The organism is Bradyrhizobium frederickii (genome assembly GCF_004570865.1).
Lineage (GTDB): Bacteria > Pseudomonadota > Alphaproteobacteria > Rhizobiales > Xanthobacteraceae > Bradyrhizobium > Bradyrhizobium frederickii.
Genome location: NZ_SPQS01000005.1, coordinates 24,293 through 47,635 on the forward strand (window position 1 = coordinate 24,293; position 23,343 = coordinate 47,635).

A 23,343-nucleotide genomic window follows, 5' to 3' on the forward strand; every position below is an offset into this window, starting at 1 on the left:
CCAGGGAGAGGGGTGCCACACGGGGACTCCCAATGTGACGAAGAACACCGTGCGCGCGACGAAGAAGACCGATTGCTGGGCTACCCCTCTCCCCCGCCCTCCCCCACAAGGGGGGAGGGAGCGCAGCGGTGTGTGCGGCGATAGCGCGAGTCATACGACGCACCGTCTCGCTCAATTCGCTCCTTCCCGCAGTTTAAACCGCTGGATCTTCCCTGTCGCCGTCTTCGGCAGCGACTCCACCACGTCGATCCAGCGCGGATATTTCCATGGGCCGATCTTCTGCTTGACGTGCTCCTTGAGCGTTTCCTGCAGCTCCGCCGTCGTCGCGCCGGGGCGCAGCACGACGAACGCCTTCGGCTTCAGCAGGCCTTCCGGATCGGCTTCCGGCACGACGGCCGCTTCCAGCACGGCGGGATGCGAGATCAGCGCGCTCTCGACCTCGAACGGCGAGACCCAGATGCCGGAGACCTTGAACATGTCGTCGGCGCGGCCGCAGAAGGTGTAGCGGCCCTCGGCGTCCCTGACATATTTGTCGCCGGTTCGCGTCCACGGTCCCTCGAACGTGCGGCGGCTCTTGTGGCGCTGATTCCAGTAGCCTTCGCCGGCGGAGGGTGCATCGACCAGGAGCTCGCCGACCTCGCCGTCGGCGACGTCCTGCCCGGCTTCGTTGACGAGCCGGACCGCATAGCCTGGCACCGGCTTGCCGGAGGAGCCGTATTTGATGTCGCCGGGCGCATTCGACAGGAAGATGTGCAAGAGCTCGGTCGAGCCGACGCCATCGAGGATGTCGACGCCGAAGCGCGCCTTCCAGTTGTTGCCGACCGATTCCGGCAGCGCCTCGCCGGCCGAGGTGCAGATGCGCAGAGCCTTGCCGCCGCGCTCGCTTTTCATCGTCTCGTCGTTGAGCATCGCCGCGAACAAGGTCGGCACGCCGTAGAAGATCGAGGGGTTGTAGCGGTTCATCAGATCGAACATGCGCGCCGGCGTCGGGCGCTCGCTGTTGAGGATGACGCTGGCGCCGACCGACATCGGGAAGGTCAGCGCATTGCCGAGGCCATAGGCGAAGAACAGCTTCGCGGCGGACAGACACACATCGCTCTCGCGGATGCCGAGCACCTGCCTGGCGTAGGTGTCGGCGGTCGCCTGCAAATTGGAATGGATATGGCGCACGCCCTTGGGCATGCCGGTTGAGCCCGACGAGTAGAGCCAGAACGCCGGCTCGTCCGGATGCGTCGCGGCGGTGGTGAACTGGTCGCTCTCGCCGGCGATCTCCTCCGCGAGTTGCTTGTGGCCGTTCTGCTTGGCGCCGGAGACCACGACATGCTCGAGATCGGGCATGCGGCCGACGACGTCCTTGATGACGGGATAGAGCGCTTCGGAGACGAACAGCACGCGCGCGCGGCAATCGGCGAGGATGTAGGCGTATTGGTCCGCCGTCAGCAGCGTGTTCAGCGGCACCGGCACGATGCCGGCGCGGATCGCACCCAGGAACACGACCGGAAAGTCGACCGTATCCAGCATGATCATCGCCACGCGCTCCTCGCGGCGGACGCCGAGCCGGCGCAGCATGCTGGCGGCGCGGCGGGTCTGCTGCTGCAGCTCGCCATAGGTGAGCCGCGAGACGGTGTCGTCGAAGGCCAGCTTGCTGCCCCGGCCCTCCTCGACGTTCCGGTCGAGCAGCCAGGTCACCGCGTTATAGGATCCCTCGCTCACGGACATCCCCCCCGAATTTAGAATTATAATTCATAGAAAGACACCGCGGTCGCTTGCTGTCAATGCCAGCAGGCACTATGTTTCATTAAAATGCGCCGCAGGACAACCTTCAAGAAGACACCCCCTAAAGAAGGCTCATGACCGACAGTCCCGACGCCGAATCCCGATTTCTCGAACAGCTCGGCCAGCGCGTGCGCACCATGCGCGCGTTGCGCGGCATGTCGCGCAAGGTGCTCGCCAAGGTATCAGGAATCTCGGAGCGCTACATCGCGCAGCTCGAAAGCGGCAAGGGCAATGTCTCCATCGTGCTGCTCCGCCGCGTCTCCGACGCGATGGGCGCACATCTTGAAGACCTGCTTCCCTCGGCCGAGCCGACACCGGACTGGCAGATGTTTCGCGATCTCCTGCGCAAGGCGACGCCGGCGCAGATCGCGCAGGCCAAGGATCTGCTCGCCGGGGGCAGCGCAACCGCGCCGCGGCGCGCGCCGTTCTGTGGCATCGCGCTGATCGGCCTGCGCGGCGCCGGCAAATCCACGCTCGGCAAGATCCTGGCGAAGAAGGTCGGCTGGAGCTTCGTCGAGCTCAACAAGGAGGTCGAGCAGCAGAACGGGCTCTCGGTCGCCGAGATCATCGCGCTGTACGGCCAGGAAGGTTTTCGCCGCATGGAGCAGGCGGCGCTGCAGCAGCTGCTGGCGCGCAACGAGCTGATGGTGCTGGCGACCGGCGGCGGCATCGTCTCGGAGCCCCTGACCTTCGACCAGATCCTGACCTCGTTCTACACGATCTGGCTCAAGGCCGAGCCCGAGGAGCACATGGCCCGAGTCCGTCGCCAGGGCGATCTGCGTCCGATGGCGGACGACCGCTCCGCCATGGCGGAGCTGCGCAACATCCTCTTGAGCCGCGAGCCGCTGTATTCGCGCGCGACGGCCGTGGTCGATACCGCCGGCCTCTCGGTCGATGCAGCCGCCGCGCGGCTGGTCGAGGCCGTGCGGCCGGTGCTGCAGAACGAGGCCCGCAGCTTCGGGCTGCGCAGCGTGGCGCTGTAGGGCGAGCCTCTCACCACGCACTCGCTGCGTTCCCTCCCCCTTGCGGAGGGTTAGGGAGAGGGGTCCACACGGGGACTCCATCCTTCACGCAACACGTTCCTTCTTCGCCACAAAGAACACCTTTTCCTGGGCCACCCCTCTCCCCCGCCCTCCCCCGCAAGGGGGGAGGGAGCGCAGTTGTGCGCGCCGAAGCACTTCGCATCCATTTCGTTCCGCAAATGGACGATATGAAGAGCAGCCAACTTCGGGCTTCAATAATGACCTCCACCAACGTCAGCGCGTCCGCCGAGAATGCGGCCTACCTGGCCGACTTGGTCGCTAGACCGACCAGTAATGCGGATGCGGGTAGGACCGCGAACGGTCACCCCAGTCGAACGCATCGCCATCGAACTCGCAGGGGCCACTGCTGAGTTCGTCCAGCGTCAACTCGATCTGGAACGCCTCGCGTCTTGGGTCGTATTTCAACGCGCTCCACTGGAGAGGGTAGTGATGGTGGGTGCCAAGCAGTCCACCGGTCTTGATCACCGCATAGGCAACCATCCCACTCATCTTGTCGAGCATCAGTCGTTCGATCGTGCCGAGCTTCGTACCGTCGCGCCCGTAGACGGCGACACGCTCCACGCGATCACTGGGAACCATGGTATGATGCATGGCGTCCTCCCTGTTCTCATGCTTGCGCCCATTATAGCACCGGTTTCGAGACAGCGGGAATGCAGTTACAGAAGTTGCGACCGCAGCGACGCCGCCCCCTCCTGCAGCAGCGGCAGGAAACGATCGACCAATTCCTGCGCCGGCACGCGGTCGACATGGGCCCCCATGTTGATGGCGGCAACGATGACGCCGTCGTAGCGACGGACCGGAACCGAGATCGAACGAAAATGCGGCTCGGCCTCGCGATCGACCAGGGAATAGCCTTGCGCACGGTCGGCGGCGATGCGCGCCAGCAGCACCTTCGGGTCGGTCTGTGTCTGCGGCGTCAGCGCCTCGCGCGTCATCGCCTTCAGGCGCGCGGCAAGGGCGGCATCGTCGAGCCGGCCGAGCATGGCGCGGCCGACCGAGGTGCAGAACGAAGGCAGGCGGTAGCCGATCTCGAGTCCACCCGAGAACACCCGCGCCGGACTCCCCCGGGCAATGAACACGACGTCATCGCCGTCGAGCACCGCGAGCGAAGAGATTTCGTTCGCTGCGGTCGCAACGTGATCGAGCACGGGCTGCAGCACCGCGACGAGCTGGTTGGAGCGCAGGTAAGACGCCGCCAGCGTCAGCACATGCGGGGTCAGTGAGAACAGCTTCCCATCGCCCGAGACATAGCCGCCGCGCTGGAGCGTGAACAGCATGCGCCGTGCGGTGGCGCGCGGCAGATCGGCGGCGCGGGCGAGATCGCTCAGCGTCATCGGACCCGCATTGGTGCCGAAACATTGCAGCAGGCGCAGGCCGCGATCGAGCGCCTCGACGAAATCCGTCGCGCGCTCCTCGCTCTCGCTCCGCTTCAGCTTGGGCATGGGAGGATCCTGCAAAATAGTGCTTGCTGCCGGATCACGGCATGGCATAATTCGCCCATTCGTTCAATAGGCGAACAAACGCCACTCCACAAGGGATGCCCGCGCCATGATGAGCCAGGAGCAGAACGACCTGATCACCCGCACCGGGCCGAAGGATCCGTGCGGCAGACTGATGCGGAGCTATTGGCAGCCGGCGGCGCTGGTGGACGAGCTAGAGGGCGCTCGCCCGATCCGCCCGGTCAGACTGCTCGGCGAGAACCTGGTGCTGTTCCGTGACGAGACCGGACGCTACGGCCTGATGGATCGCCACTGCGCCCATCGCGGCGCCGACCTCGCCTTCGGCCGGCTCGAGCATGGCGGCCTGCGCTGCGCCTTCCACGGCTGGCTGTTCGACGCGACCGGCCAGTGCACCGAGACGCCGGCGGAGCCGAAGGATTCGAAGCTCTGCCAGAACATCCGGCAACGCTCGTATCCCGTGGTCGAGAAGAGCGGCATCCTCTGGGCGTATCTTGGCGAAGGTGAGCCGCCGGCATTTCCTGAAATCGATTGTTTCGTTGCGCCGGGCAGCCATACTTTCGCGTTCAAGGGCCACATGGCGTGCAACTGGCTGCAGGCGCTGGAGGTCGGCATCGATCCCGCGCACGCCTCCTATCTGCATCGCTTCTTCGAGGACGAGGACACCTCCACCGCCTACGGCAAGCAATTCCGCGGCGCCTCCGCCGGCAGCGATCTGCCGATGACGAAGATCCTGCGCGAGTACGACCGCCCGATCATCAATGTCGAGCACACCGAATACGGCCTGCGCCTGATCGCGCTGCGCGAGATCGACGAGGAGCGCACCCATGTGCGCGTCACCAACCAGCTGTTCCCGCACGGCTTCGTCATCCCCATGAGCACGGAGATGACGATCACGCAATGGCACGTGCCGGTCGACGACGAGAACTGTTATTGGTACGCGATCTTCACCAGCTACGCGGCCCCGGTCGACAAGCAGAAGATGCGCGACCAGCGGCTCGAGCTCTATGAGCTGCCGGACTACAAGTCGCGCAAGAACCGCAGCAACGATTACGGCTTCGATCCGCACGAGCAGCACACCGCGACCTATACCGGCATGGGCAACGACATCAACGTCCACGACCAATGGGCGGTGGAATCGATGGGCGCGATCCAGGACCGCACCAAGGAGCATCTCGGTTCGAGCGACAAGGCGATCGTGCAGTACCGCCGCCTGCTGCGGCAGGAGATCGAGAAGGTCTCGGGCGGCGAGAAGCCGTTGCTGTTCCTGGACGAGGCCAATGCGCGCAGCATCCAGGGACCGGCGACCATGGACGGCATCGGCCCGACCCGGGGCTGGGAGACCTACTGGATGGAAGTCGACGTCAAGCGCCGCCGCGGCGCGCCGTGGACCGCGCCGGTGCCGAAGGAGATCGCTGATAACGTCCATAAGCTGACGGCGGCGGAGTGATGGCGCCGATCGTCGCCGGCGAGTCGCGACGACGGCTCAGCAATCTCTGGTGTCATGCTCCGCGAAAGCGGGGCATCCAGTACGCCGCTGCCTCTCGTGGATACGTTGCCGTCTCTGGAATACTGGATCGTCCGCCTTCGCGGACGATGACAGTGTGCCCTATACTCTCATCGAGCGAAAAGGAACGAGCAAAGTGACTTTCGTCGCGCGTCATGCGCTGTGGTCGGATGAGCAGAGGGACGCCGCGGCGCGCATGTGCCGCATCGTCGAGGAGAGGAATCTCGAGGTCATCCGCCTCGCCTTCCCCGACCAGCACGGCATCCTGCGCGGCAAGACCATCATTGCCACTGAAGCGATCGCGTCGCTGGAGAGCGGCTGCTCCATCACCACCACCATGCTCGCCAAGGACACGTCGCACCGCACGGTGTTTCCGGTGTTCACCGCGGGCGGCGGCTTCGGCATGAAGGAGATGGAGGGCGCGGCCGACGTGCTGATGGTCGCCGATCCCACCACGTTTCGCGTCTTGCCGTGGGCACCGACCACGGGCTGGGTGCTGTGCGACCTCCACTTCAATGACGGCCGCCCGGTGCCGTTCGCGACGCGCTCGCTCTATCGCAAGGTGCTCGACGAGCTCGCGGGCCGCGGCCACGATTTCGTCGCCGGCCTCGAGGTCGAATTCCACATCTTCAGGCTCGACGATGCGCATATGCGGCCGGAGGATGCCGGCCAGCCCGGCACGCCGCCATCGGTGAGCCTGCTCAGCCACGGCTATCAATATCTCACCGAGCAGCGCTTCGATCAGATGGAACCGGTGCTTGAGATCCTGCGCCGCGACATCGTCGCGCTTGGCCTGCCCCTGCGCTCCGTCGAGGTCGAGTTCGGACCGAGCCAGTGCGAGTTCACCTTCGCGCCGCGCAAGGGGCTGGAGCCCGCCGACAACATGGTGCTGTTCCGCTCCGCCGTGAAGCAGATCGCACGCCGGCACGGCTATCACGCCACCTTCATGTGCCGGCCGAAGCTGCCGAACGTGTTCGCCAGCGGCTGGCACCTGCACCAGTCGATCGTCTCGCGCGCGAGCGGCGAGAATCTGTTCATGACCAAGGAATCGGCGAAAGACGGCAGCGAGCCGCTCAGCGCGTTCGGCAAGGCCTACCTCGCCGGCCTGCTCGACCACGCCCGCGCCTCGACATTGTTCACCACGCCCACCATCAACGGCTACAAGCGCTACCGCTCCTATTCGCTGGCGCCGGACCGCGCGATCTGGGGCCGCGACAATCGCGGCGTGATGATCCGCGTGCTCGGCGGCGCGAGTGATGCCGCAACGCGCCTGGAGAACCGCATCGGCGAGCCAGCAGCGAACCCGTATCTCTACATGGCCTCGCAGATTCTATCTGGCCTCGACGGCGTCGATCGCAGGCTCGATCCCGGCCCCTCCGCCGACACGCCCTACGAGACCAAGGCGCCGCTGCTGCCGAAATCACTGCGCGATGCCGTCGCCGCGCTGAAGGACGATCCGTTCTTCCGCGAGAAGCTCGGGGCGGAGTTCGTCGACTATTACACCCACATCAAGAACGCCGAGATCGACCGCTTCCTGTCCGAGGTGACCGACTGGGAGCACCGGGAATATTTCGAGGTGTTTTGAGCTGGCCCGTAGCTCTCTCCGGTACCGGTGAGGCGTCCCGCTCTTCCCCGTCATTGCGAGCGCAGCGAGGCAATCCAGACTGCCCCCGCAGAGAGACTCTGGATTGCTTGGTCGCTCCGCTCCTCGCAATGAGGGGAGAGAGCGGCGGCTAAATCCCCAGATATTTGCGCTGCAAATCCGGCTCGGCCAACAGCTGGTCGGAGGTGCCGCTCCATACCGTCTTGCCGCGCTCGATGATGTAATGGCGATCGCAGATGCGGGCGAGATGGTCGACGTTCTTGTCGACGACCAGGATCGACTGCCCCCGGCTCTTGAGCAGCGACAGGCAGTGCCAGATCTCTTCGCGGATCAGCGGCGCGAGGCCTTCGGTCGCCTCGTCCAGGATGAGAAGCTTCGGATTGGTCATCAGCGCGCGACCGATCGCGAGCATCTGCTGCTCGCCGCCGGAGAGCTGGTTGCCCATGTTGGACGCACGTTCGGCGAGGCGCGGGAACAGCACATAGATCGCCGGCAGTGTCCAAGGATTGGGGCTGCCGAAGCGATCGGCCGCGGCCGCGACCAGGTTTTCGCGCACGGTGAGGTTCGGGAAGATCTGGCGTCCCTCGGGGACGAGGCCGACGCCAAGCTTTGCAATTCGGTAGGACGGCAGCTGCCGCACCTCGGCGCCCGCAAAACGGATCGCGCCCGCGCGGGCCGGCGTCAGGCCCATGATGGAGCGGATGGTGGTGGTCTTGCCCATGCCGTTGCGGCCCATCAGCGAGACCATCTCGCCCGGCTTGATCGACAACGACAGGCCGAACAGCACCTGCGAGAGGCCATAGCAGGTCTCGATGCCGTCGACGTCGAGCAGCGCGTCAGCCATGATGCGTCACCACATGCTGGTCGCCGAGATAGGCGCGCTTGACGTCTTCGTTGGCCCGGATCGCGACCGGATCGCCGGAGGCGATGACGCGACCATAGACCAGCACCGAGATGCGGTCGGCCAGCGCGAACACCGCTGGCATGTCGTGCTCGACCAGCACGATCGAGACTTCCTTGCGCAGCTCCTGCAGCAGTTTCACCATGCCCTGGGATTCGGTGACGCCGAGGCCGGCCATCGGCTCGTCGAGCAGCAGCAATTTCGGCTTGCTGGCGAGCGCGACCGCAAGCTCGATCTGGCGTCGCTCGCCATGGCTGAGCCTCGAGACCAGAACATCGGCGCGATGAGCCAGGCCAACGCGATCGAGCGCGGCATGTGCGGCGTCGCGCAAACCTTTCTCCTTGCGCGCATCGGCGAAGAAGCGGAACGAGGTGCCGGCATGCGCCTGCGCCGCCAGCGCGACGTTATCCGCGGCGGTGAAATCGAGCAGCAGCGAGGTGATCTGGAACGAACGCGCAAGGCCCAGCGCACAGCGCCGATAGGCCGGCAAATATGTGATATCGCGCCCCGCCAGCGAGACGCTGCCGGAATGCGGCGCGAGATGTCCGGTGAGCTGGCTGATCAGCGTGGTCTTGCCGGCGCCGTTCGGGCCGATGATGGCGTGCAGCTCGCCGCTGGCGACGTCGAGCGAGACGTTGTCCGTCGCGATGATGCCGCCGAAGCGGCGCACCAGCTTTTCGACGCGGAGCAGGGGTTCAGCCACGGCCAGCCCTCCCGAGCAGGCCCATGATGCCGCCGCGGCCAAACAGCACGATCAGCAGCAGCAGCGGGCCCATGATCAGTGCCCAATATTCGGTGATCTGCGACAAGAACTCTTCCAGCAGCAGGAACACCACCGCGCCCATGACCGGCCCGAACAGCGTGCCCATGCCGCCAAGGATCACCATCACCATGAGGTCGCCGGAGCGGGTCCAGTACATCACGGCCGGGCTGACGAAGTCGGTGTTGTTGGCGAGCAGCGCGCCGGCAAGGCCGCACATGGTGCCCGAGATGACGAAGCAGACCAGCTGGTAGCGCTTGGCGGGAAAGCCGATCGCCTGCATGCGCTGCTCGTTGGAGCGCAGGCCCTGCACGACGAGGCCGAAGCGCGAATTGACGATGCGCCAGATCAGGAAGATGACGCCGAGCAGGCAGGCGAGGCAGAGATAGTAGAACTGCGTCCGGTTCGACAAGTTGATCAGCCCGGAGAAGTCGCTGCGGTTGTAGACGGTGAGGCCGTCATCGCCGCCGTAACGCGCAAGGCCCGAGGCGACGTAATAGGCCATTTGCGCGAAGGCGAGCGTGATCATGATGAAATAGACGCCGCGGGTGCGCAGCGAGAGCGCGCCGATCACCAGCGCATAGATTGCGGAAGCCGCCAGCGCGACCGGAAACTGGATGAAGCCCGACCCGACGCCTTCCTGCGCCAGCATGCCCACGGCATAGCCGCCGATGCCGAGATAGGCGGCGTGGCCGAAGCTCATCATGCCGCCGAAGCCCATGATGAGGTTGAGGCTCGCGGCCGCCAGCGCCAGGATGATGATGCGGGTGAACAGCGTCAGGATGAAGATGTTGCCTGACAGCTGCGAATAGAGCGGCAGCAGCACGAGGCCCGCCAGCATCAGGGCCGTGACGGCCTTGCTCACGCTCAAACCCTTCATCGACGGTTGGCCGGAAACAGCCCCTCCGGCCGCACCACCAGCACGATCGCCATCAACAGGTAGATCAGCATGGAGGACAGCGCGGGCGCGGCGGTGGAGGCGGCGGCGCCGCTCAGCACCTGCCGCAGCAGATTGGGCAGGAAGGCGCGGCCGAGCGTGTCGATCATGCCGACGAAGATCGCGGCGAGGAACGCGCCGCGGATCGAGCCGATGCCGCCGATCACGATGATGACGAAGGCGAGGATCAGGATGTTCTCGCCCATGCCGATCTGCACGGTGAGGATCGGCGCCTGCATCAGGCCGGCAAGGCCCGCGAGCGCGGCCCCTAAGCCGAACACCAGCGTATAGAGCAGCTTGATGTTGATGCCGAGCGCGCCGATCATCTCGCGGTTGGAGGCGCCGGCGCGGATCAACATGCCGATGCGGGTGCGCATCACGCCGAGATAGAGCAGGAGCGCGACCAGCAGCGCCACGATGATGATGGCGAGACGATAGGCCGGATAGTGAATGCCGGGCAGGATCGGCACCGGCACGGTGAGCCAGGCCGGCAACGGCAGCGCGAGGCCCGCCGGACCCCAGATCAGCCGCACGGCTTCGTTAAAGAACAGGATCAGGCCGAACGTCGCCAGCACGTGGTCGAGATGGTCGCGGCCGTAGAGATGCCGCAGCGCGCTGACCTCCAGCACGATGCCGAGCACCAGGGTGGCGCCGAGCGCCATCAGCGCACCGAGCAGGAAGCTGCCGGTCCAGGCCGCGAAGGTCGCGGCGAAATAGGCGCCCATCATGTAGAGCGAGCCGTGCGCGAGGTTGACGAGATCCATGATCCCGAACACCAGCGTCAGGCCGGCGGCGAGCAGAAACAGCAGCAGGCCAAACTGCAATCCGTTCAAGAACTGTTCGACGACGAGCAGCATCAAGACTCTTTCAGGCGCACGCAGCGTCGCGCCGATGTTCGAACAATGTCGCCATCAGTGAAAGAGCTCCCCCTGCCTCTTCAAGGCCGAAAAATGGGTAATGGCAGTATCGTTCCGAGGCAAGAGCGATTCGACACCTGACATGCACTTTGTTGCATGCCGGTGCATGCGGGCAAAATGCCCCTGCAAGAAGGCTGCCGCGCCGGCTGGGGCAACCTGCCGCACCCAACACGAGCCGCGCTCTTTTTGGACCCGATGATCTCCATACCGTCATGGCCGGGCTTGTCCCGGCCATCCACGCCTTAGCGTAGCACAAAGAACGTGGATGCCCGGGACAAGCCCGGGCATGACGACCTCTTTGTGAGGGGATGCGTCTAGTGCGACGTCATCTGCTGGGGGAGATTATCCGGTTCGGCGAGCACGCTGTCGGCCGTGGAGGCCTCCAGCGCCGCCATCCGGAACAGATAGGCGAGCGTCGCCAATCCGGTGTCTTCCGCCATTTGCGCCAGCTCGAGCGCCATGTCGGATATGTAGCCGAGAGTCTCGTCCTCGGTCTGCGCCACGATCTGGCTGTCCCGCATCATGTTCGACATCTCAGGCGCTCTTTCGCTGCGCGGCAGCAAGGCCGCAGAAGTTGGCACGGGCGATACAGTCGATCCGCGGACCGTCCTGCTGGACCACGCTCGTCATCCCGATACGGTCACGCACGACATCGAGCGATTCCTGGCGGACCTCGATCGTTGCCGCCATGGTCCAGGAATTTTCCACCAGGGCCGGTAATCCCAGCGGCACGACGACGAAGCCGATGTCGTGGAACCGCGGCAACCACCAGGTTTCCATGACGAGACAAAGCCGCTCGATGCCCTGCTCGAGACAGAACTCCTGCGCCGCCGCCATCAATTGCAGATTGAATGCGCCGTCGCGGCGCTCGCGCGAGACGAAGAAGCGTGACCATTCCCAGACCAACGGATCCGACGGACAACCGCATACCGACGCGAGATGCGGGAACACCTCGCTCATCATCGTCGGCCTGGTGGTCGGATACAGCCGGGAGCCGCCGAGCACCCGGCGGTTTTCCAGTGCCAGCAGGTAGACCGCGTCGTCATTGTCGTAGGTATCGATCTCGCGCCCGTCAGGTTTGCGCAGCGCCTCCCATTTCCGCTCCTCGACAAATATCTCGTGGCGGACCCGGAAATGCTGTTCGAGAACGTCTTCGTAAAGGTGCCGATTGACGGCAGAAATCACATGAATCATGAACTCCCCCATGGCTCGCAATGCGGGGAAGCCTCAGCGAAAACGGCCGAGCCGACTATTGGGAAATTTCCCAGTAGGCGAATGTTTCAGAGATTGATGATTCTGTGGCGGATCGCGATCGCGACCGCATGCGTCCGGTTGACGGCACCGAGCTTGCGCGCGGCAGTTGCAAGATGCTCTTCCGCGGTGCGTTGCGTGATGTGCAGGATCTCGCCGATCTCCCAGGCGGACTTGCCTTGCGAAGCCCAGGCGAGCACCTCGCGCTCACGCGGTGTGAGGCGCGTCGATGGATGCGGCGTCGGATCGAGCAGACGGCGGATGTGATCGAAGCCGTACATCCCGATCAGGTGCAGCGCCGGCTTGCTGCGCGCATTGAGATCGAGGTGGACGCCGGCGAGCGAGACGCCGGCCTCGTAGCCGGTCAAGCCGTGGATCGGCACGACGAAGCCGCGCGACATGCGGAAATCGGCAGCGCGCCGCATCACCTCCACCGCGCCCGGCTCCAGCTCCGGGTCGTACGGCGCTTCGGACCACTCGAACGGGTTCACCGTCTGCCGGCATTTGCGGATCACGGGATCGACGCGGTCGTAGCTCTTTTGGGTATAGAGGCTGAACCACTCCGCCGGCCATTTCTTGGCGAGCACCATCTGGGAAAAGCGCTGCTCGGGATTGGGCAGGCCCGCCACGATGATATGTTCGAAGCCATACCGACCGAACGCGGCTGCAAGCGCGTCCATGGCGTCCGGAACCTTGGTATAGGTTCCGAGCCCTTCGATGAAGTCGAGCGCCTCGCGGCCATAATCAACGCCATCAGCGGCGGACATCGGTGCGTTTCCTGACCTTCGCCCTCGCCTATAGCACGTATTCGCGGGCCGCCTCAATTTCGCAGCGACCGTAGTTTCCCGGTCCTCACCCGGCCTGAAGATTCAAACTACTTGTGGCAGAGTTGACGGCACTATACACCTGAACGTGTCCGAAGCGGGAAAACCACGATGGAAGACGAGGACATCGCCCTCAACAGCGTGCTCGGCCTGGAATTGAATCGCGTGTTTTTCGCCGTCCGCGAAACGGCAAACAAGCAGAAGATCATCGAGTTCGCGCGCGAAGTGCTGGAGAGCGAGCGTGCGGAGCCGGCCGACAGCATCTCGCCCGAGGGCCCGGCGAGCTAAAGTGCAATTGCAGCAGGCGCCGCCGATGCTGCTGATCGCGCGACGATGCCCTTCCATTCGAACGAACCGATTTTAATCGAAACATTCTGACATTTGCCTCCCCTTCTCCCCGACCACGCTCTCGTGCCCCGGACGCAGCGCAGCGTCTCTTCGACGGTGCGCTGCAGAGCCGGGGCCCATATGACCAAGAACAGCCGCTGTGACAGGGGTCCCGGCTCTGCGCAGCAGCGTTGCACGCTGCAGCGCGTCCGGGACACCAGGGCGGTTTGCAGCCTCCGTCCACATCCTCAGACACTTACCGCTGGATGACAGCGCGGCTCTCGTGAGATGATCGCCGCCCCGATCCTCCTTCGGACGCCAAGAGCATGATGACGCTGCGCCAGGTCGAAGTGATCCGTGCCGTGATGGTGACGGGCACCATCGGCGGCGCGGCGAAGCTGCTCAACGTCTCGGCGCCGGGGATCAGCCGCCTCGTCAAATACACCGAGCGCTCGCTCGGCATCCGCTTCTTCCAGCGCCAGAACGGGCGCTACTTCCCGACGCCGGAAGCCGAGAACATCTTCGAGCAGATCAACGGCGTCTACAAGAAGGTCGACGATCTCTCCGAGATCATCTCCAAGATCGGCCGTGGCGGGTTGTCCGAGCTGCGGATCGGCTCGGTGCCGAGCATCTCGCAGGTGATGGTGCCCCGCGCGATCGAGCGCGTCCGGCGCCGCTATCCCGACCTCGGCATCGACATCAACATCCTCAAGCTCGAGGAGGCCATCGACTATCTCATGCTCGGCCGCGGCGAGTGCGTCGCGATGAGCTACCGGCTGGAGCATTCCGCGCTCGACTTCATGCCGCTCGCCTCGGGCGAGCTGTATTGCATCGTGCCGCCCGGCCACGAGCTCGCCGGCCGCAAGCAGGTCTCGGCCGCCGAGATCACCCGCTATCCGCTGATCGGGATCGATCCCAACGATCCCTACGGCCGGATCATGGCCGGGATCTTCGCGCGCAACCGGCTCGACTACAACATCACCATCCGCGCGCGCTTCGGTACCACGGTCTGCGCGCTGGTGAAGGCGGGGCTCGGTATCGCCATCATCGACCAGTTCACCGTGGCTCATGGCGGCTATCCCGGGATCGAGCTCTTGAAGATCGCCGAGCCGACCCGGTTCGACACCTACATCGCGGTCAAGCGCGGCGCGCCGCTGTCGCTCCATGCCGAGGCTTTCATCGAGGCGCTGCGCGCCGAGATGCGCGCGGTCGAGCCGTCCCGCGGCAAGGCCGCTTCGGCGCGCGGGCGGAAGAAATAACATGATGTTAGGTTTGTCGGCTAAAAGGGTAATTGTGTTAGCCTAAGGAAAGGCTATCGTCGGGGACCTGGAAGCCCCTTGGCATTGCGCGGGCTTCCCCGCTAATGACCGGCACCGAACGCTCCATTTGAGACGACAGCGAACCATGTCCACGCGCGGATACGCCGCCAGCAAGAAGCTCCTCACCGGCCTGATCGGCGCGCCGATCGCGCATTCCGCGTCCCCTGCCATGCATGAACGTGCCGCCGAGGCGCTCGGCCTGCGCGGCCATTATCAGCTCATCGAAATTGCCGGCGCCGATGCGGCCGGCCTTGGCCTGTTGCTGGAAGGCGTGCGGCGGCTCGGCTTTGCCGGCGTCAACGTCACCTATCCCTACAAGGAAGCGGTGGTCCCGCTGCTCGACGCGCTGGCGCCCGGTGCGGCCGCGATGGGCGCGGTCAACACGGTGGTCGTCAGAAACGGCCGCCTGACCGGCCACAACACCGACACCACGGGCTTTGCGCGCGCGGTGGCGCCGCTGCTGGCGCCCACGGGTAACGCCGTCGCGGTGATCGGTGCCGGCGGCGTCGGCAAGGCGATCACGTTTGCGCTGGCGAGCCTGAAGGTTTCCGACATCCGCATCTTCGACAGCGAGCCGGCGCGCGCCGCGACGCTCGTCTCCCTGCTCGCGCCGCAAGGCGGCGCAAGGGTCGCAAGGGTCGCTGCAAGCGTCGAGGATGCGCTTCATGGCGCAACCGGTCTGGTCAACGGCACTCCGGTCGGCATGTTGCCGAACCGGGCCATGCCGGTTGCGGCGGCGCTGCTGCACGAAAAGCTGTGGGTGGCGGATGCCGTCTACTCGCCGCTGATCACGCCGCTGCTGGCGGCGGCCGAAACCAAGGGCGCGCGGATCATGACCGGGCGGGAGCTCGCGATCTATCAGGCGGCCGACGCTTTCGAATTGTTCACGGGGCTTGCCCCATCGACCGAGGTCATGGGACAGGCATTCGACGAGGTGATGGCGGCACGAAGCTCAGCCTATCACGCAGCGTAACCAAAGCGGCCGGACACAAGGCCGCGGACCCTATCTGAGGAAAACCGGAGGAGACATCATGAAATCGACCCTGCTGGCAGGCGCCCTGCTTGCCTTCGCGACCGCAACCAGTGTCCACGCCCAGGCGATCAAGCTCGCCAACGTCGCCGAGCTCTCCGGCGGCGGCGCCACCGTCGGCACCAACTGGAAGAACGGCATCGACCTCGCGATCGAGGAGATCAACGCCAAGGGCGGCGTGCTCGGCCGCAAGCTGGAGGTGACCCACGCGGACTCTCAGTCCAACCCGGGCGTGGCGCGCGCCCAGGTCCAGAAGGCGCTCGATGCCGAGCCCTATGTGCTGCTCGGGCCCGGCTATTCCGGCTCGGTGAAGGTCACGGCCCCACTCGCGGCCGAAGCCGGCATCGCGCAGATCATGGGCGGCGAGGCCGCCGAGCTGACGCAAGGAGGCAACAAATTCCTGTTCCGCACCTCGTTCGGCCAGCAATCCTCGATGCCGAAGGTCGCGAAATACATCCACGACGAGATGAAGGCGAAGACGGTCGCGGTGGTCTGGGTCAACAACGACTTCGGCCGCGGCGGCCGCGACGTCGTGATCAAGGAGCTCGACCGGCTCGGCTCCAAGGTCGTTGCCGACCTCTCGACCGAAGCGGGCCAGGCCGATTTCGCCGCCGACGTCGGCAAGATCAAGGCCGCCAATCCCGATGCCGTCTTCGTCTACCTCAACGAGGAAGAGAGCGCGCGCATCCTGAAAGAGCTGAAGCGCCAGGGCGTCACCGCGCCGCTGATGGGCGAGACCACGCTGATCGGCCAGAAGGTGATCGAGCTCGCCGGCGATGCCGCCAACGGCGCGCGCGGCCATGTCGGCCTCACCACGGATGCGCCGGTCGACCAGATCAAGCAATTCCGCGAGAGGTTCTCCAAGAAGTACAATTACGTCCCCGACCACAACGGCCTGAAGGGCTATCTCGCCGTCTACATGGTGAAGGCCACCACCGAGAAGATGGGCAAGGTCGACCCGAAGAAGTTCGCCGACACGCTGCACGGCCTCACCATCAAGGCCGCGGACGAGCCGGGCATCCTGATGGACGTCACCTTCAGCGACACCGGCGACATCGACCGCCAGAGCTTTCTGGTCGAAGTCGTGGAAGGCAAGCAGGTCGTGAAGCAGGTGCTGCCGAAGGTGAAGTGAGATCTTCGCCTTTCCCCGCACGCGGGGGGATATCTCTCCTCTCCCTCTCCCCGCTCTTCGCGGGGAGAGGGTCGGGGTGAGGGAGAAGACAGAACGGCGAGAGGGAAAAATGTCCAACCTATTCGATCTTCTGGTCGCGGGGCTCGCCACCGGCGCGATCTATGCGCTGGTCGCGGTCGGCTTCACGCTGCTTTGGCAGACCTCGCAGACCATCAATTTCGCGCAAGGCGAGTTCGTGATGCTGCCGGCATTCCTGATGCTGGCGGCGATGCATGCCGGCGCGCCGTTCTGGCTCGCGATCATACTCGGCATCCTGCTGTCGATGATCCTGCTCGGGCTCGGTTTCAAGCTGCTGCTGGTCGACCCGATGATGCGCCATGGCGTGTTGCCGCTTGCGATTGCGACCATGGCGCTCGCGATCGGCATCAAGGAAGCCGTGAAGCAATTCTTCAGCGCCGAGGCTTCGCCGTTCCCGTCGGTCGTGCCGACCGGCGACATCTCCATCCTCGGACACGCGGTCTCGCTGCAAAGCATCGGTGTGCTCGTCGTCGCCATCCTCGCCGTGGTCGGCCTGACCACGCTGCTCAACCGCACCTCGCTCGGGCATCAGATGCAGGCGGCGGCGCAGAACCCGACGGTGGCGCGCATCATCGGCGTGCCCGTCGAGCGCATGATCCTGCTGACGTTCCTGATCAACGCCTTCCTGGTCGCGCTGGCTTCGCTTCTGATCACGCCGATTTATCTGGCCAAATTTTCCTCCGGCGAGGTGCTGGGCCAGGCCGCTTTCATCGCGGCGATCGTCGGCGGCTTCAACCAGGTGCGCGGCGCCATCGCCGGCGGTCTCCTGATCGGCGTGCTCGACAATCTCGCGGCCGCCTATGTTTCCACCCAATATCGCGCCGCCGTGCCGATGATGTTCCTGATCGCCGTGATCCTGTTCCGGCCGCAGGGATTGCTCGGCCGCGCCGAGGAGCGCACGGTATGAGCAGCTTCGGCAAACCCCTGAAGATCGCGCTCGGCCTCGCAATCATCGCCGGCCTGATCGTCATCCCCATGAACTTCAACCGCTACGGCCTGTTCATCCTCAGCCAATGGGCGGTGATGAGCATCGCCGCGATGGGCCTCAATCTCACGCTCGGCTATGCCGGCCAGGTCTCGCTGGCGCAGGGCGCGTTCGTCGGCATCGGGGCCTATGCCGCCGCGATCATGACCACCCATGGCTGGCCGCTGCCGGCGGCGATCCTGGTCGCGATCCTGCTCAGCTTTGCGGTCGGCTGGGTTCTCGGCTATCCCGCGCTGCGCGTGCAGCACCATTACCTCGCCTTCGTCACGCTGGCCTTCTCCACCCTCGCCTTCCTGGTGTTCCGCAACGAGAGCTGGCTCACCGGCGGCATCTACGGCATCTCCAACATCCCGCGGCCGCACATTTTCGGCCTCGCGACCAACAAGCCCCTCCCCTTCTACTACGTCTGCCTCGGCTCGCTCGCGATCGTGTCGCTCGCGGTATGGTGGCTGATCCGCTCGCCCTGGGGCCGCGCCTTCATGGCGCTACGTGAAAATCCCTTGCGCGCGCAATCGCTCGGCATCGACACGCGGCGCTACACGCTGATGGCATTCGCGATCGGCTCGGCGCTCGGCGGCATCGCCGGCGCGCTCTATGCGCCGCTGACGCAATATATCGACCCTGTTCCCTTCAACCTGTCGCTCTCGCTCGACCTGCTGATGATGGTGATCGTCGGCGGCGCCGGTTTCTATTTCGGCCCGTTCCTGGGCGCGATGATCGCGGTGCTGCTGCCGGAATGGCTGCGCTTCACCGAAGGCTATTATCTGATGCTGTACGCGGTCGCGGTGATGCTGCTGCTGATCTGGTCGCCAACCGGCATTCTGGGAATCCTCGATCGCTATCTCGCCGAACGCCGCACCAAGGCGGCGTCCGCACTGCGCGCCGTGGCAAAATCGCGCCTGGAGACGGTACAATGAGCGCGGTGCTGGAAGTCTCGGAGATCAAGAAGAATTTCGGCGGCATCAGCGCCGTCGACGGCGTTTCCTTCGACGTGCGCGAGGGCGAGATCCTCGGCCTGATCGGCCCGAACGGCTGCGGCAAGTCGACCCTGTTCAACTGCATTCTCGGCCAGCTCACGCCCTCGGGCGGCGAGGTCAAGCTCGACGGCAAGGTCGTCACCGGTCTGCGCCCCGCCGAGCTCAACAAGCTCGGCGTCAGCCGCACCTTTCAGCTGTTGCAGGTCTTCCCGAAGCTCTCGGTGCGCGAGAACCTGATCCTGGCGGGCCAGGAGCACCAGGGCAGCATGGCCTCGCGCCTGGTCGGCCGCTCCGATGCCGGGCTGACCGAGGCCGCCAACCAGATGATCGGCTTCTTCAAGCTCGATCATCTCGCCGACGAGCCGGCCGGCGGCCTGTCCTATGGCCAGCAGAAGTTGCTCGACGCCGCCATGGCCTTCATGGGCGGCCCGCGCCTCGTGCTGCTCGACGAGCCCGCCGGCGGCGTCAACCCGTCGATGCTGACGGACCTCAAGGAGCGCCTGGTGGCGATCAACCGCGAGAAGAACGCCACCTTCGTCGTGATCGAGCACAACATGGAGTTCGTGATGTCGCTGTGCTCGCGCGTCATGGTGATGGCGGAAGGCAAGGTGCTGGCGATGGGACGCCCCGACGAGGTCCGCAAGAACCCCGCCGTGATCGAAGCCTATCTCGGACATTAGGGAGAGCGAGCCATGAGCGACCCGATCCTCTCGGTTCACAATCTCGTCGGCGGCTACGGCAAGATGACGATCTTGAACGGCACGACGTTTTCGGTGCCGCCGGCGACCATCACCACCATCATCGGCCCCAATGGCGCCGGCAAATCCACCGTGTTCAAGGCGATCTTCGGCCTGCTCAGGCTGCGCGAGGGCAAGATTAGCTTTGCCGGCCGCGACGTCACCAATTTGAGCCAGCGCGCGCTGCTCAATGCCGGCATCTGCTACGTGCCGCAGGGCCGCAACATCTTCCCCGAGCTGTCGGTGCGCCACAATGTCGAGCTCGGCGGCGTCGCGGCCGAGAAGGGTCTCGACCTGCCGAAGCGGATCGAGGCGGCGCTCGACCTGTTTCCGGCGCTGCGGCGGAAGTCGACGCAGCAGGCCTCGACATTGTCCGGCGGCGAGCAGAAGCAGCTCGAGATCGCCCGCTCGCTGCTGCTCGAACCCAAGCTGGTGCTGGTCGACGAGCCCTCGATCGGCCTGTCGCCGCTGATGGTGCAGCAGACCTTCGATATCCTCAAGAGCTTGCGCAGCCGTGGCGTCACCATCCTGATGATCGAGCAGAATGCGCGGTCGGCGCTGGAAATCTCCGACATCGGCATCGTGCTCGAGCTGGGCCAGACCCGCATGGTCGACGACGCCAAGCGCATTTTGAACGATCCGCGGATCGGCCAGCTCTTCCTCGGCGGCGCGATGGAGGAGAGTGCGGCATGAGCGCGGCTATGCGCATCGCCGTGGCCGGCGCCGGCCTGATCGGCCGCCGCCATATCGAGCTGATCGCGGCATTCGAGGGCTGCGAGCTCGCCGGCATCGCCGATCCCTCGCCCGCCGCGAAGGATCATGCACTGGCGCACAACGTGCCTTGCTATTCCGATCATCGCGCGCTGCTGGCACAGGAGAAGCCGGACGGCCTCGTCATCGCCTCGCCCAACACGCTGCATTTGCCGATGGCCCTTGATTGCGCCGCGGCGGGCGTTCCGGCGCTGATCGAGAAGCCGGTGACCGAGACGGTTGCCACCGCGCAGCGCCTGTGCGACGCGGTGAGGCGCACCGGCGTGCCGATGCTGGTCGGTCACCACCGGCGGCACAATCCGATCATCAAGTCGGCCCGCGAGACGGTGGCAAGCGGCAAGCTCGGCCAGCTCACCGCAGTGGCCGGACTGTGGCTGCTGAAGAAGCCGGACGATTATTTCGAAGTCGCCTGGCGGCGTGAGGCGGGCGGCGGTCCGCTGCTGATCAATTTGATTCACGACATCGACAATCTCCGCTTCATCTGCGGCGAGATCGTCGAGGTGCAGGCGCTGACCTCGAACAAGGTGCGTGGCTTCGCCGTCGAGGACACCGCGGCGCTCCTGCTGCGTTTCGCCAACGGCGCCCTCGGCACGGTGACCGTGTCGGATGCGACGCCGGCACCATGGAGCTGGGAACTCACGTCGGGCGAGAACGCGGTCTATCCCAGACAGGACCAGCCCTGTTACGTCTTCGCCGGAACCAGCGGCTCCCTCTCGGTGCCGACCATGGAGCTGTGGTCGTATCGACAAGATCCCGGCTGGCACGCGCCGCTGGTCCGCGAGCCCGCCGCATTCTCGGCTTACGATCCGCTCGCCGAGCAGCTTCGGCATTTCCTGGCCGTGATCGCCGGCCGCGAGCAGCCTCTGATTTCGGTCGAGGATGCAATGGGCACGCTCGCCGTCGTCGAGGCCGTCGGCGAAGCGGCGCGCACGGGACAAAAGATCTCGCCGGGGCAGATCATGGAGCAGGCCGCATGAACAAGCGCTCGATCGCCACCGTCTCGCTCTCCGGCAGCCTGGACGAAAAGCTCCGCGCCATCGCGGCCGCCGGCTTCGACGCGGTCGAGATCTTCGAGAACGATCTGTTGTCGTTCGGCGCAAGCCCGCGCGACATCGCAAAGCTCTGCCGCGATCTCAACCTGACGATCTGCGCGTTCCAGCCGTTCCGCGATTTCGAGGGCATGCCCGAGCCGCAGCGCTCGCGCAACCTCGCCCGCGCGGAGCGAAAGTTCGATCTGATGCAGGAGCTCGGCACTGATCTCCTGCTGATCTGCTCCAACGTCTCGCCCGCCTCGCTCGGCGGCATCGACCGCGCCGCGGACGATCTTCGCGAGCTGGGCGAACGCGCGGCCAAGCGCTCCTTGCGCGTCGGCTACGAGGCGCTGGCCTGGGGCCGCCATGTCAGCGACTATCGCGACGCCTGGGAGATCGTGCGGCGCGCCGATCATGCCGCGATCGGCATCATCCTCGACAGCTTTCACGCGCTGGCACCCGGATTTCCCACCCGCGCGATGGCCTCGATCCCCGGCGACAAGATCTTCCTGGTGCAGCTTGCGGACGCGCCCAAGCTCGAGCTCGACATCCTGTCGTGGAGCCGGCACTTCCGCTCCTTCCCCGGCCAGGGCGATCTGCCGGTCGTTGAATTCATGGCCGCGATCGCCGCGACCGGCTATGCCGGGCCGCTGTCGCTGGAGATCTTCAACGACCAGTTCCGCGCCGGCTCGGCCGCGCAGACCGCGCTCGACGGCCTGCGCTCGCTGATCCTGCTGGAAGACCAGCTAGCGCCGGATTGGCCGAAATTCGCCGCCGAGCCGCTGGCGCCGAAGGCGAAGAGCCGCGGCACCGGGTTCATCGAGTTTGCCGTCAACGAGACCAAGGCCGGCGATCTCGCCCGCCTGTTTTCCCAGCTCGGCTTCCGCAAGACCGGCGCGCATCGCAGCAAGGCGGTGGAGCGCTGGTCGCAGGGCAAGGTCGAGCTCGTCATCAACAGCGAGACCGACGGTTTTGCCCATTCCCATTACGTCACCCACGGCCCCGGCGTCTGCGCCATCGCGCTCGACGTCGACAATGCGGGTCTCGCGATGCAGCGTGCCGAGATGCTGAAGGCGCGCACCTTCTACCAGCCGGTCGGACCGGGCGAGCTGGAGATTCCCGCGATCCACGGCGTCGGCGGCAGCCTGCTCTATTTCCTGGATCAGGCCGGCAAGAACTGGGACACCGATTTCGAGGCGATCGCGGGCAACGCAGACAAGGACGCGCTGCTCGCCGTCGATCACATCGCGCAGACGATGCCCTACGACGAGATGCTGTCCTGGCTGTTGTTCTACACCGGCATCCTCGACCTGAAGCGGTTGCCGCAGATGGAGATCGCCGACCCCAGGGGCCTCGTGCAGAGCCAGGCCATCGTCAACGCCGACCAGAGCCTGCGCTTCGTGCTCAACGGCTCCTCCGCCAACCGCACGCTGCCGGCGCGCTTCATCTCGGAATTTTTCGGATCAGGCGTGCAGCACGTCGCGTTCTCTTGCAGCGACATCTTCACGACGGTAGCGGAGATGCGCAGCCGCGGCGCGGATTTTCTCGATATCCCTGACAATTACTACGATGACATCGAAGCCAAATACGACCTCGCGCCCGAGCTGATGGCGCAGCTGCGTGCCAACCACATCCTCTACGACCGTGAGGGCGACGGCGAGTTCTTCCAGGTCTACACCCACATCTTCGACGAGCGCTTCTTCTTCGAGATCGTCGAGCGGCGGAGCTATCAGGGCTTTGGCGCGGCCAATGCCGCCATCAGGCTGGCGGCGCAAGCGCGCGAGGTGAGGCCGATGAGCATGCCGCGGGCGTGACGGTCTTTCCCTCTCCCCTGTGGTGTTTCTCTCCGCGAGACCGGAATCGTAGGAATCGTAGGGTGGGCAAAGGCGCGCTTGCGCCGTGCCCACCATCTCTCAATGATTGATAAGAATGGTGGGCACGCTTCCGCCGTCGCTCTTCGAGCTATGGCGGACAAGTCGC

General features: G+C 65.2%; 23 protein-coding genes. 13 read left to right on the top strand and 10 right to left on the bottom strand.

Translation table 11 applies throughout. The annotated features are described in order from the left end of the window. Positions 1-171 precede the first annotated feature (171 nt). A complete protein-coding gene (locus E4K64_RS09965; RefSeq protein WP_135163360.1) occupies positions 172-1,713 on the bottom strand; it encodes a benzoate-CoA ligase family protein in 1,542 nt (513 codons plus the stop codon). Positions 1,714-1,850: 137 nt separating this feature from the next. Here E4K64_RS09965 and E4K64_RS09970 point away from each other — a divergent pair, with 137 nt between their 5' ends. Beyond that, positions 1,851-2,759, top strand: coding sequence for a helix-turn-helix transcriptional regulator (locus E4K64_RS09970; RefSeq protein ID WP_126257240.1), 909 nt, complete (start codon positions 1,851-1,853; stop codon positions 2,757-2,759). 318 nt (positions 2,760-3,077) lie between these two features. On the opposite strand, the gene E4K64_RS09975 is transcribed toward E4K64_RS09970, so the two are convergent. Beyond that, complete coding sequence (locus E4K64_RS09975; RefSeq protein WP_126257238.1) at positions 3,078-3,410, bottom strand: PRC-barrel domain-containing protein; 333 nt, start codon at positions 3,408-3,410, stop codon at positions 3,078-3,080. Between the two features lie 65 nt (positions 3,411-3,475). After that, entirely contained in the window at positions 3,476-4,261 is a 786-nt protein-coding gene (locus E4K64_RS09980; RefSeq protein WP_135163361.1) for an IclR family transcriptional regulator domain-containing protein, read from the bottom strand. A gap of 106 nt (positions 4,262-4,367) precedes the next feature. Between E4K64_RS09980 and E4K64_RS09985 the strand changes: the two genes are divergently transcribed. Beyond that, positions 4,368-5,726 carry an aromatic ring-hydroxylating dioxygenase subunit alpha gene (locus tag E4K64_RS09985; RefSeq protein ID WP_135163362.1) on the top strand — a complete coding sequence of 453 codons (1,359 nt, stop codon included), beginning with the start codon at positions 4,368-4,370 and terminating at the stop codon, positions 5,724-5,726. A gap of 193 nt (positions 5,727-5,919) precedes the next feature. Next, a complete protein-coding gene (locus tag E4K64_RS09995) occupies positions 5,920-7,368 on the top strand; it encodes a glutamine synthetase family protein (protein ID WP_135163364.1) in 1,449 nt (482 codons plus the stop codon). A gap of 148 nt (positions 7,369-7,516) precedes the next feature. Here the strand turns inward: E4K64_RS09995 and E4K64_RS10000 are convergent, their stop codons facing one another. From E4K64_RS10000 to E4K64_RS10030, 7 genes are all read right to left on the bottom strand, one after another. Continuing rightward, positions 7,517-8,230 (bottom strand): ABC transporter ATP-binding protein, encoded by a 714-nt coding sequence (locus E4K64_RS10000; RefSeq protein WP_135163365.1) that lies wholly within the window; start codon positions 8,228-8,230, stop codon positions 7,517-7,519. Further along, complete coding sequence (locus E4K64_RS10005) at positions 8,223-8,990, bottom strand: ABC transporter ATP-binding protein (RefSeq protein WP_135163366.1); 768 nt, start codon at positions 8,988-8,990, stop codon at positions 8,223-8,225. Before E4K64_RS10005 ends, E4K64_RS10000 begins: the two co-directional genes overlap by 8 nt. Beyond that, a complete protein-coding gene (locus tag E4K64_RS10010) occupies positions 8,983-9,927 on the bottom strand; it encodes a branched-chain amino acid ABC transporter permease (protein WP_135163367.1) in 945 nt (314 codons plus the stop codon). The genes E4K64_RS10005 and E4K64_RS10010 overlap by 8 nt, the downstream gene beginning before the upstream one ends. Continuing rightward, positions 9,924-10,841, bottom strand: coding sequence for a branched-chain amino acid ABC transporter permease (locus tag E4K64_RS10015; RefSeq protein ID WP_126257231.1), 918 nt, complete (start codon positions 10,839-10,841; stop codon positions 9,924-9,926). Before E4K64_RS10015 ends, E4K64_RS10010 begins: the two co-directional genes overlap by 4 nt. A gap of 374 nt (positions 10,842-11,215) precedes the next feature. Then, on the bottom strand, positions 11,216-11,434 hold the full coding sequence (locus tag E4K64_RS10020) for a hypothetical protein (protein ID WP_135163368.1): 219 nt from the start codon (positions 11,432-11,434) through the stop codon (positions 11,216-11,218). Position 11,435: 1 nt separating this feature from the next. Further along, positions 11,436-12,095 carry an acyl-homoserine-lactone synthase gene (locus E4K64_RS10025; RefSeq protein ID WP_167771920.1) on the bottom strand — a complete coding sequence of 220 codons (660 nt, stop codon included), beginning with the start codon at positions 12,093-12,095 and terminating at the stop codon, positions 11,436-11,438. A gap of 86 nt (positions 12,096-12,181) precedes the next feature. After that, positions 12,182-12,919: a helix-turn-helix transcriptional regulator gene (locus E4K64_RS10030; RefSeq protein WP_135163370.1), complete on the bottom strand. Its 738-nt coding sequence runs from the start codon at positions 12,917-12,919 to the stop codon at positions 12,182-12,184. 168 nt (positions 12,920-13,087) lie between these two features. Here E4K64_RS10030 and E4K64_RS10035 point away from each other — a divergent pair, with 168 nt between their 5' ends. From E4K64_RS10035 to E4K64_RS10080, 10 genes are all read left to right on the top strand, one after another. Then, a complete protein-coding gene (locus E4K64_RS10035) occupies positions 13,088-13,264 on the top strand; it encodes a hypothetical protein (RefSeq protein ID WP_126257227.1) in 177 nt (58 codons plus the stop codon). A 365-nt stretch (positions 13,265-13,629) separates the two neighbouring features. Next, complete coding sequence (locus E4K64_RS10040; RefSeq protein WP_135163371.1) at positions 13,630-14,562, top strand: LysR family transcriptional regulator; 933 nt, start codon at positions 13,630-13,632, stop codon at positions 14,560-14,562. A 145-nt stretch (positions 14,563-14,707) separates the two neighbouring features. Further along, the gene (locus tag E4K64_RS10045; protein ID WP_135163372.1) at positions 14,708-15,595 is read left to right on the top strand and encodes a shikimate dehydrogenase; all 888 of its coding nucleotides are present in this window, start codon (positions 14,708-14,710) and stop codon (positions 15,593-15,595) included. A gap of 58 nt (positions 15,596-15,653) precedes the next feature. Continuing rightward, entirely contained in the window at positions 15,654-16,784 is a 1,131-nt protein-coding gene (locus E4K64_RS10050) for an ABC transporter substrate-binding protein (RefSeq protein WP_126257224.1), read from the top strand. A 109-nt stretch (positions 16,785-16,893) separates the two neighbouring features. Then, complete coding sequence (locus E4K64_RS10055) at positions 16,894-17,769, top strand: branched-chain amino acid ABC transporter permease (RefSeq protein ID WP_135163373.1); 876 nt, start codon at positions 16,894-16,896, stop codon at positions 17,767-17,769. Further along, positions 17,766-18,764, top strand: coding sequence for a branched-chain amino acid ABC transporter permease (locus E4K64_RS10060; protein WP_135163374.1), 999 nt, complete (start codon positions 17,766-17,768; stop codon positions 18,762-18,764). The genes E4K64_RS10055 and E4K64_RS10060 overlap by 4 nt, the downstream gene beginning before the upstream one ends. Continuing rightward, positions 18,761-19,504 (top strand): ABC transporter ATP-binding protein, encoded by a 744-nt coding sequence (locus E4K64_RS10065; protein ID WP_135163375.1) that lies wholly within the window; start codon positions 18,761-18,763, stop codon positions 19,502-19,504. The genes E4K64_RS10060 and E4K64_RS10065 overlap by 4 nt, the downstream gene beginning before the upstream one ends. 12 nt (positions 19,505-19,516) lie before the next feature. Next, positions 19,517-20,254 (top strand): ABC transporter ATP-binding protein, encoded by a 738-nt coding sequence (locus tag E4K64_RS10070; protein ID WP_126257220.1) that lies wholly within the window; start codon positions 19,517-19,519, stop codon positions 20,252-20,254. Continuing rightward, positions 20,251-21,309 carry a Gfo/Idh/MocA family protein gene (locus E4K64_RS10075; protein ID WP_135163376.1) on the top strand — a complete coding sequence of 353 codons (1,059 nt, stop codon included), beginning with the start codon at positions 20,251-20,253 and terminating at the stop codon, positions 21,307-21,309. Before E4K64_RS10070 ends, E4K64_RS10075 begins: the two co-directional genes overlap by 4 nt. Continuing rightward, positions 21,306-23,177: a bifunctional sugar phosphate isomerase/epimerase/4-hydroxyphenylpyruvate dioxygenase family protein gene (locus tag E4K64_RS10080; protein WP_135163377.1), complete on the top strand. Its 1,872-nt coding sequence runs from the start codon at positions 21,306-21,308 to the stop codon at positions 23,175-23,177. The genes E4K64_RS10075 and E4K64_RS10080 overlap by 4 nt, the downstream gene beginning before the upstream one ends. Positions 23,178-23,343: the final 166 nt, after the last annotated feature.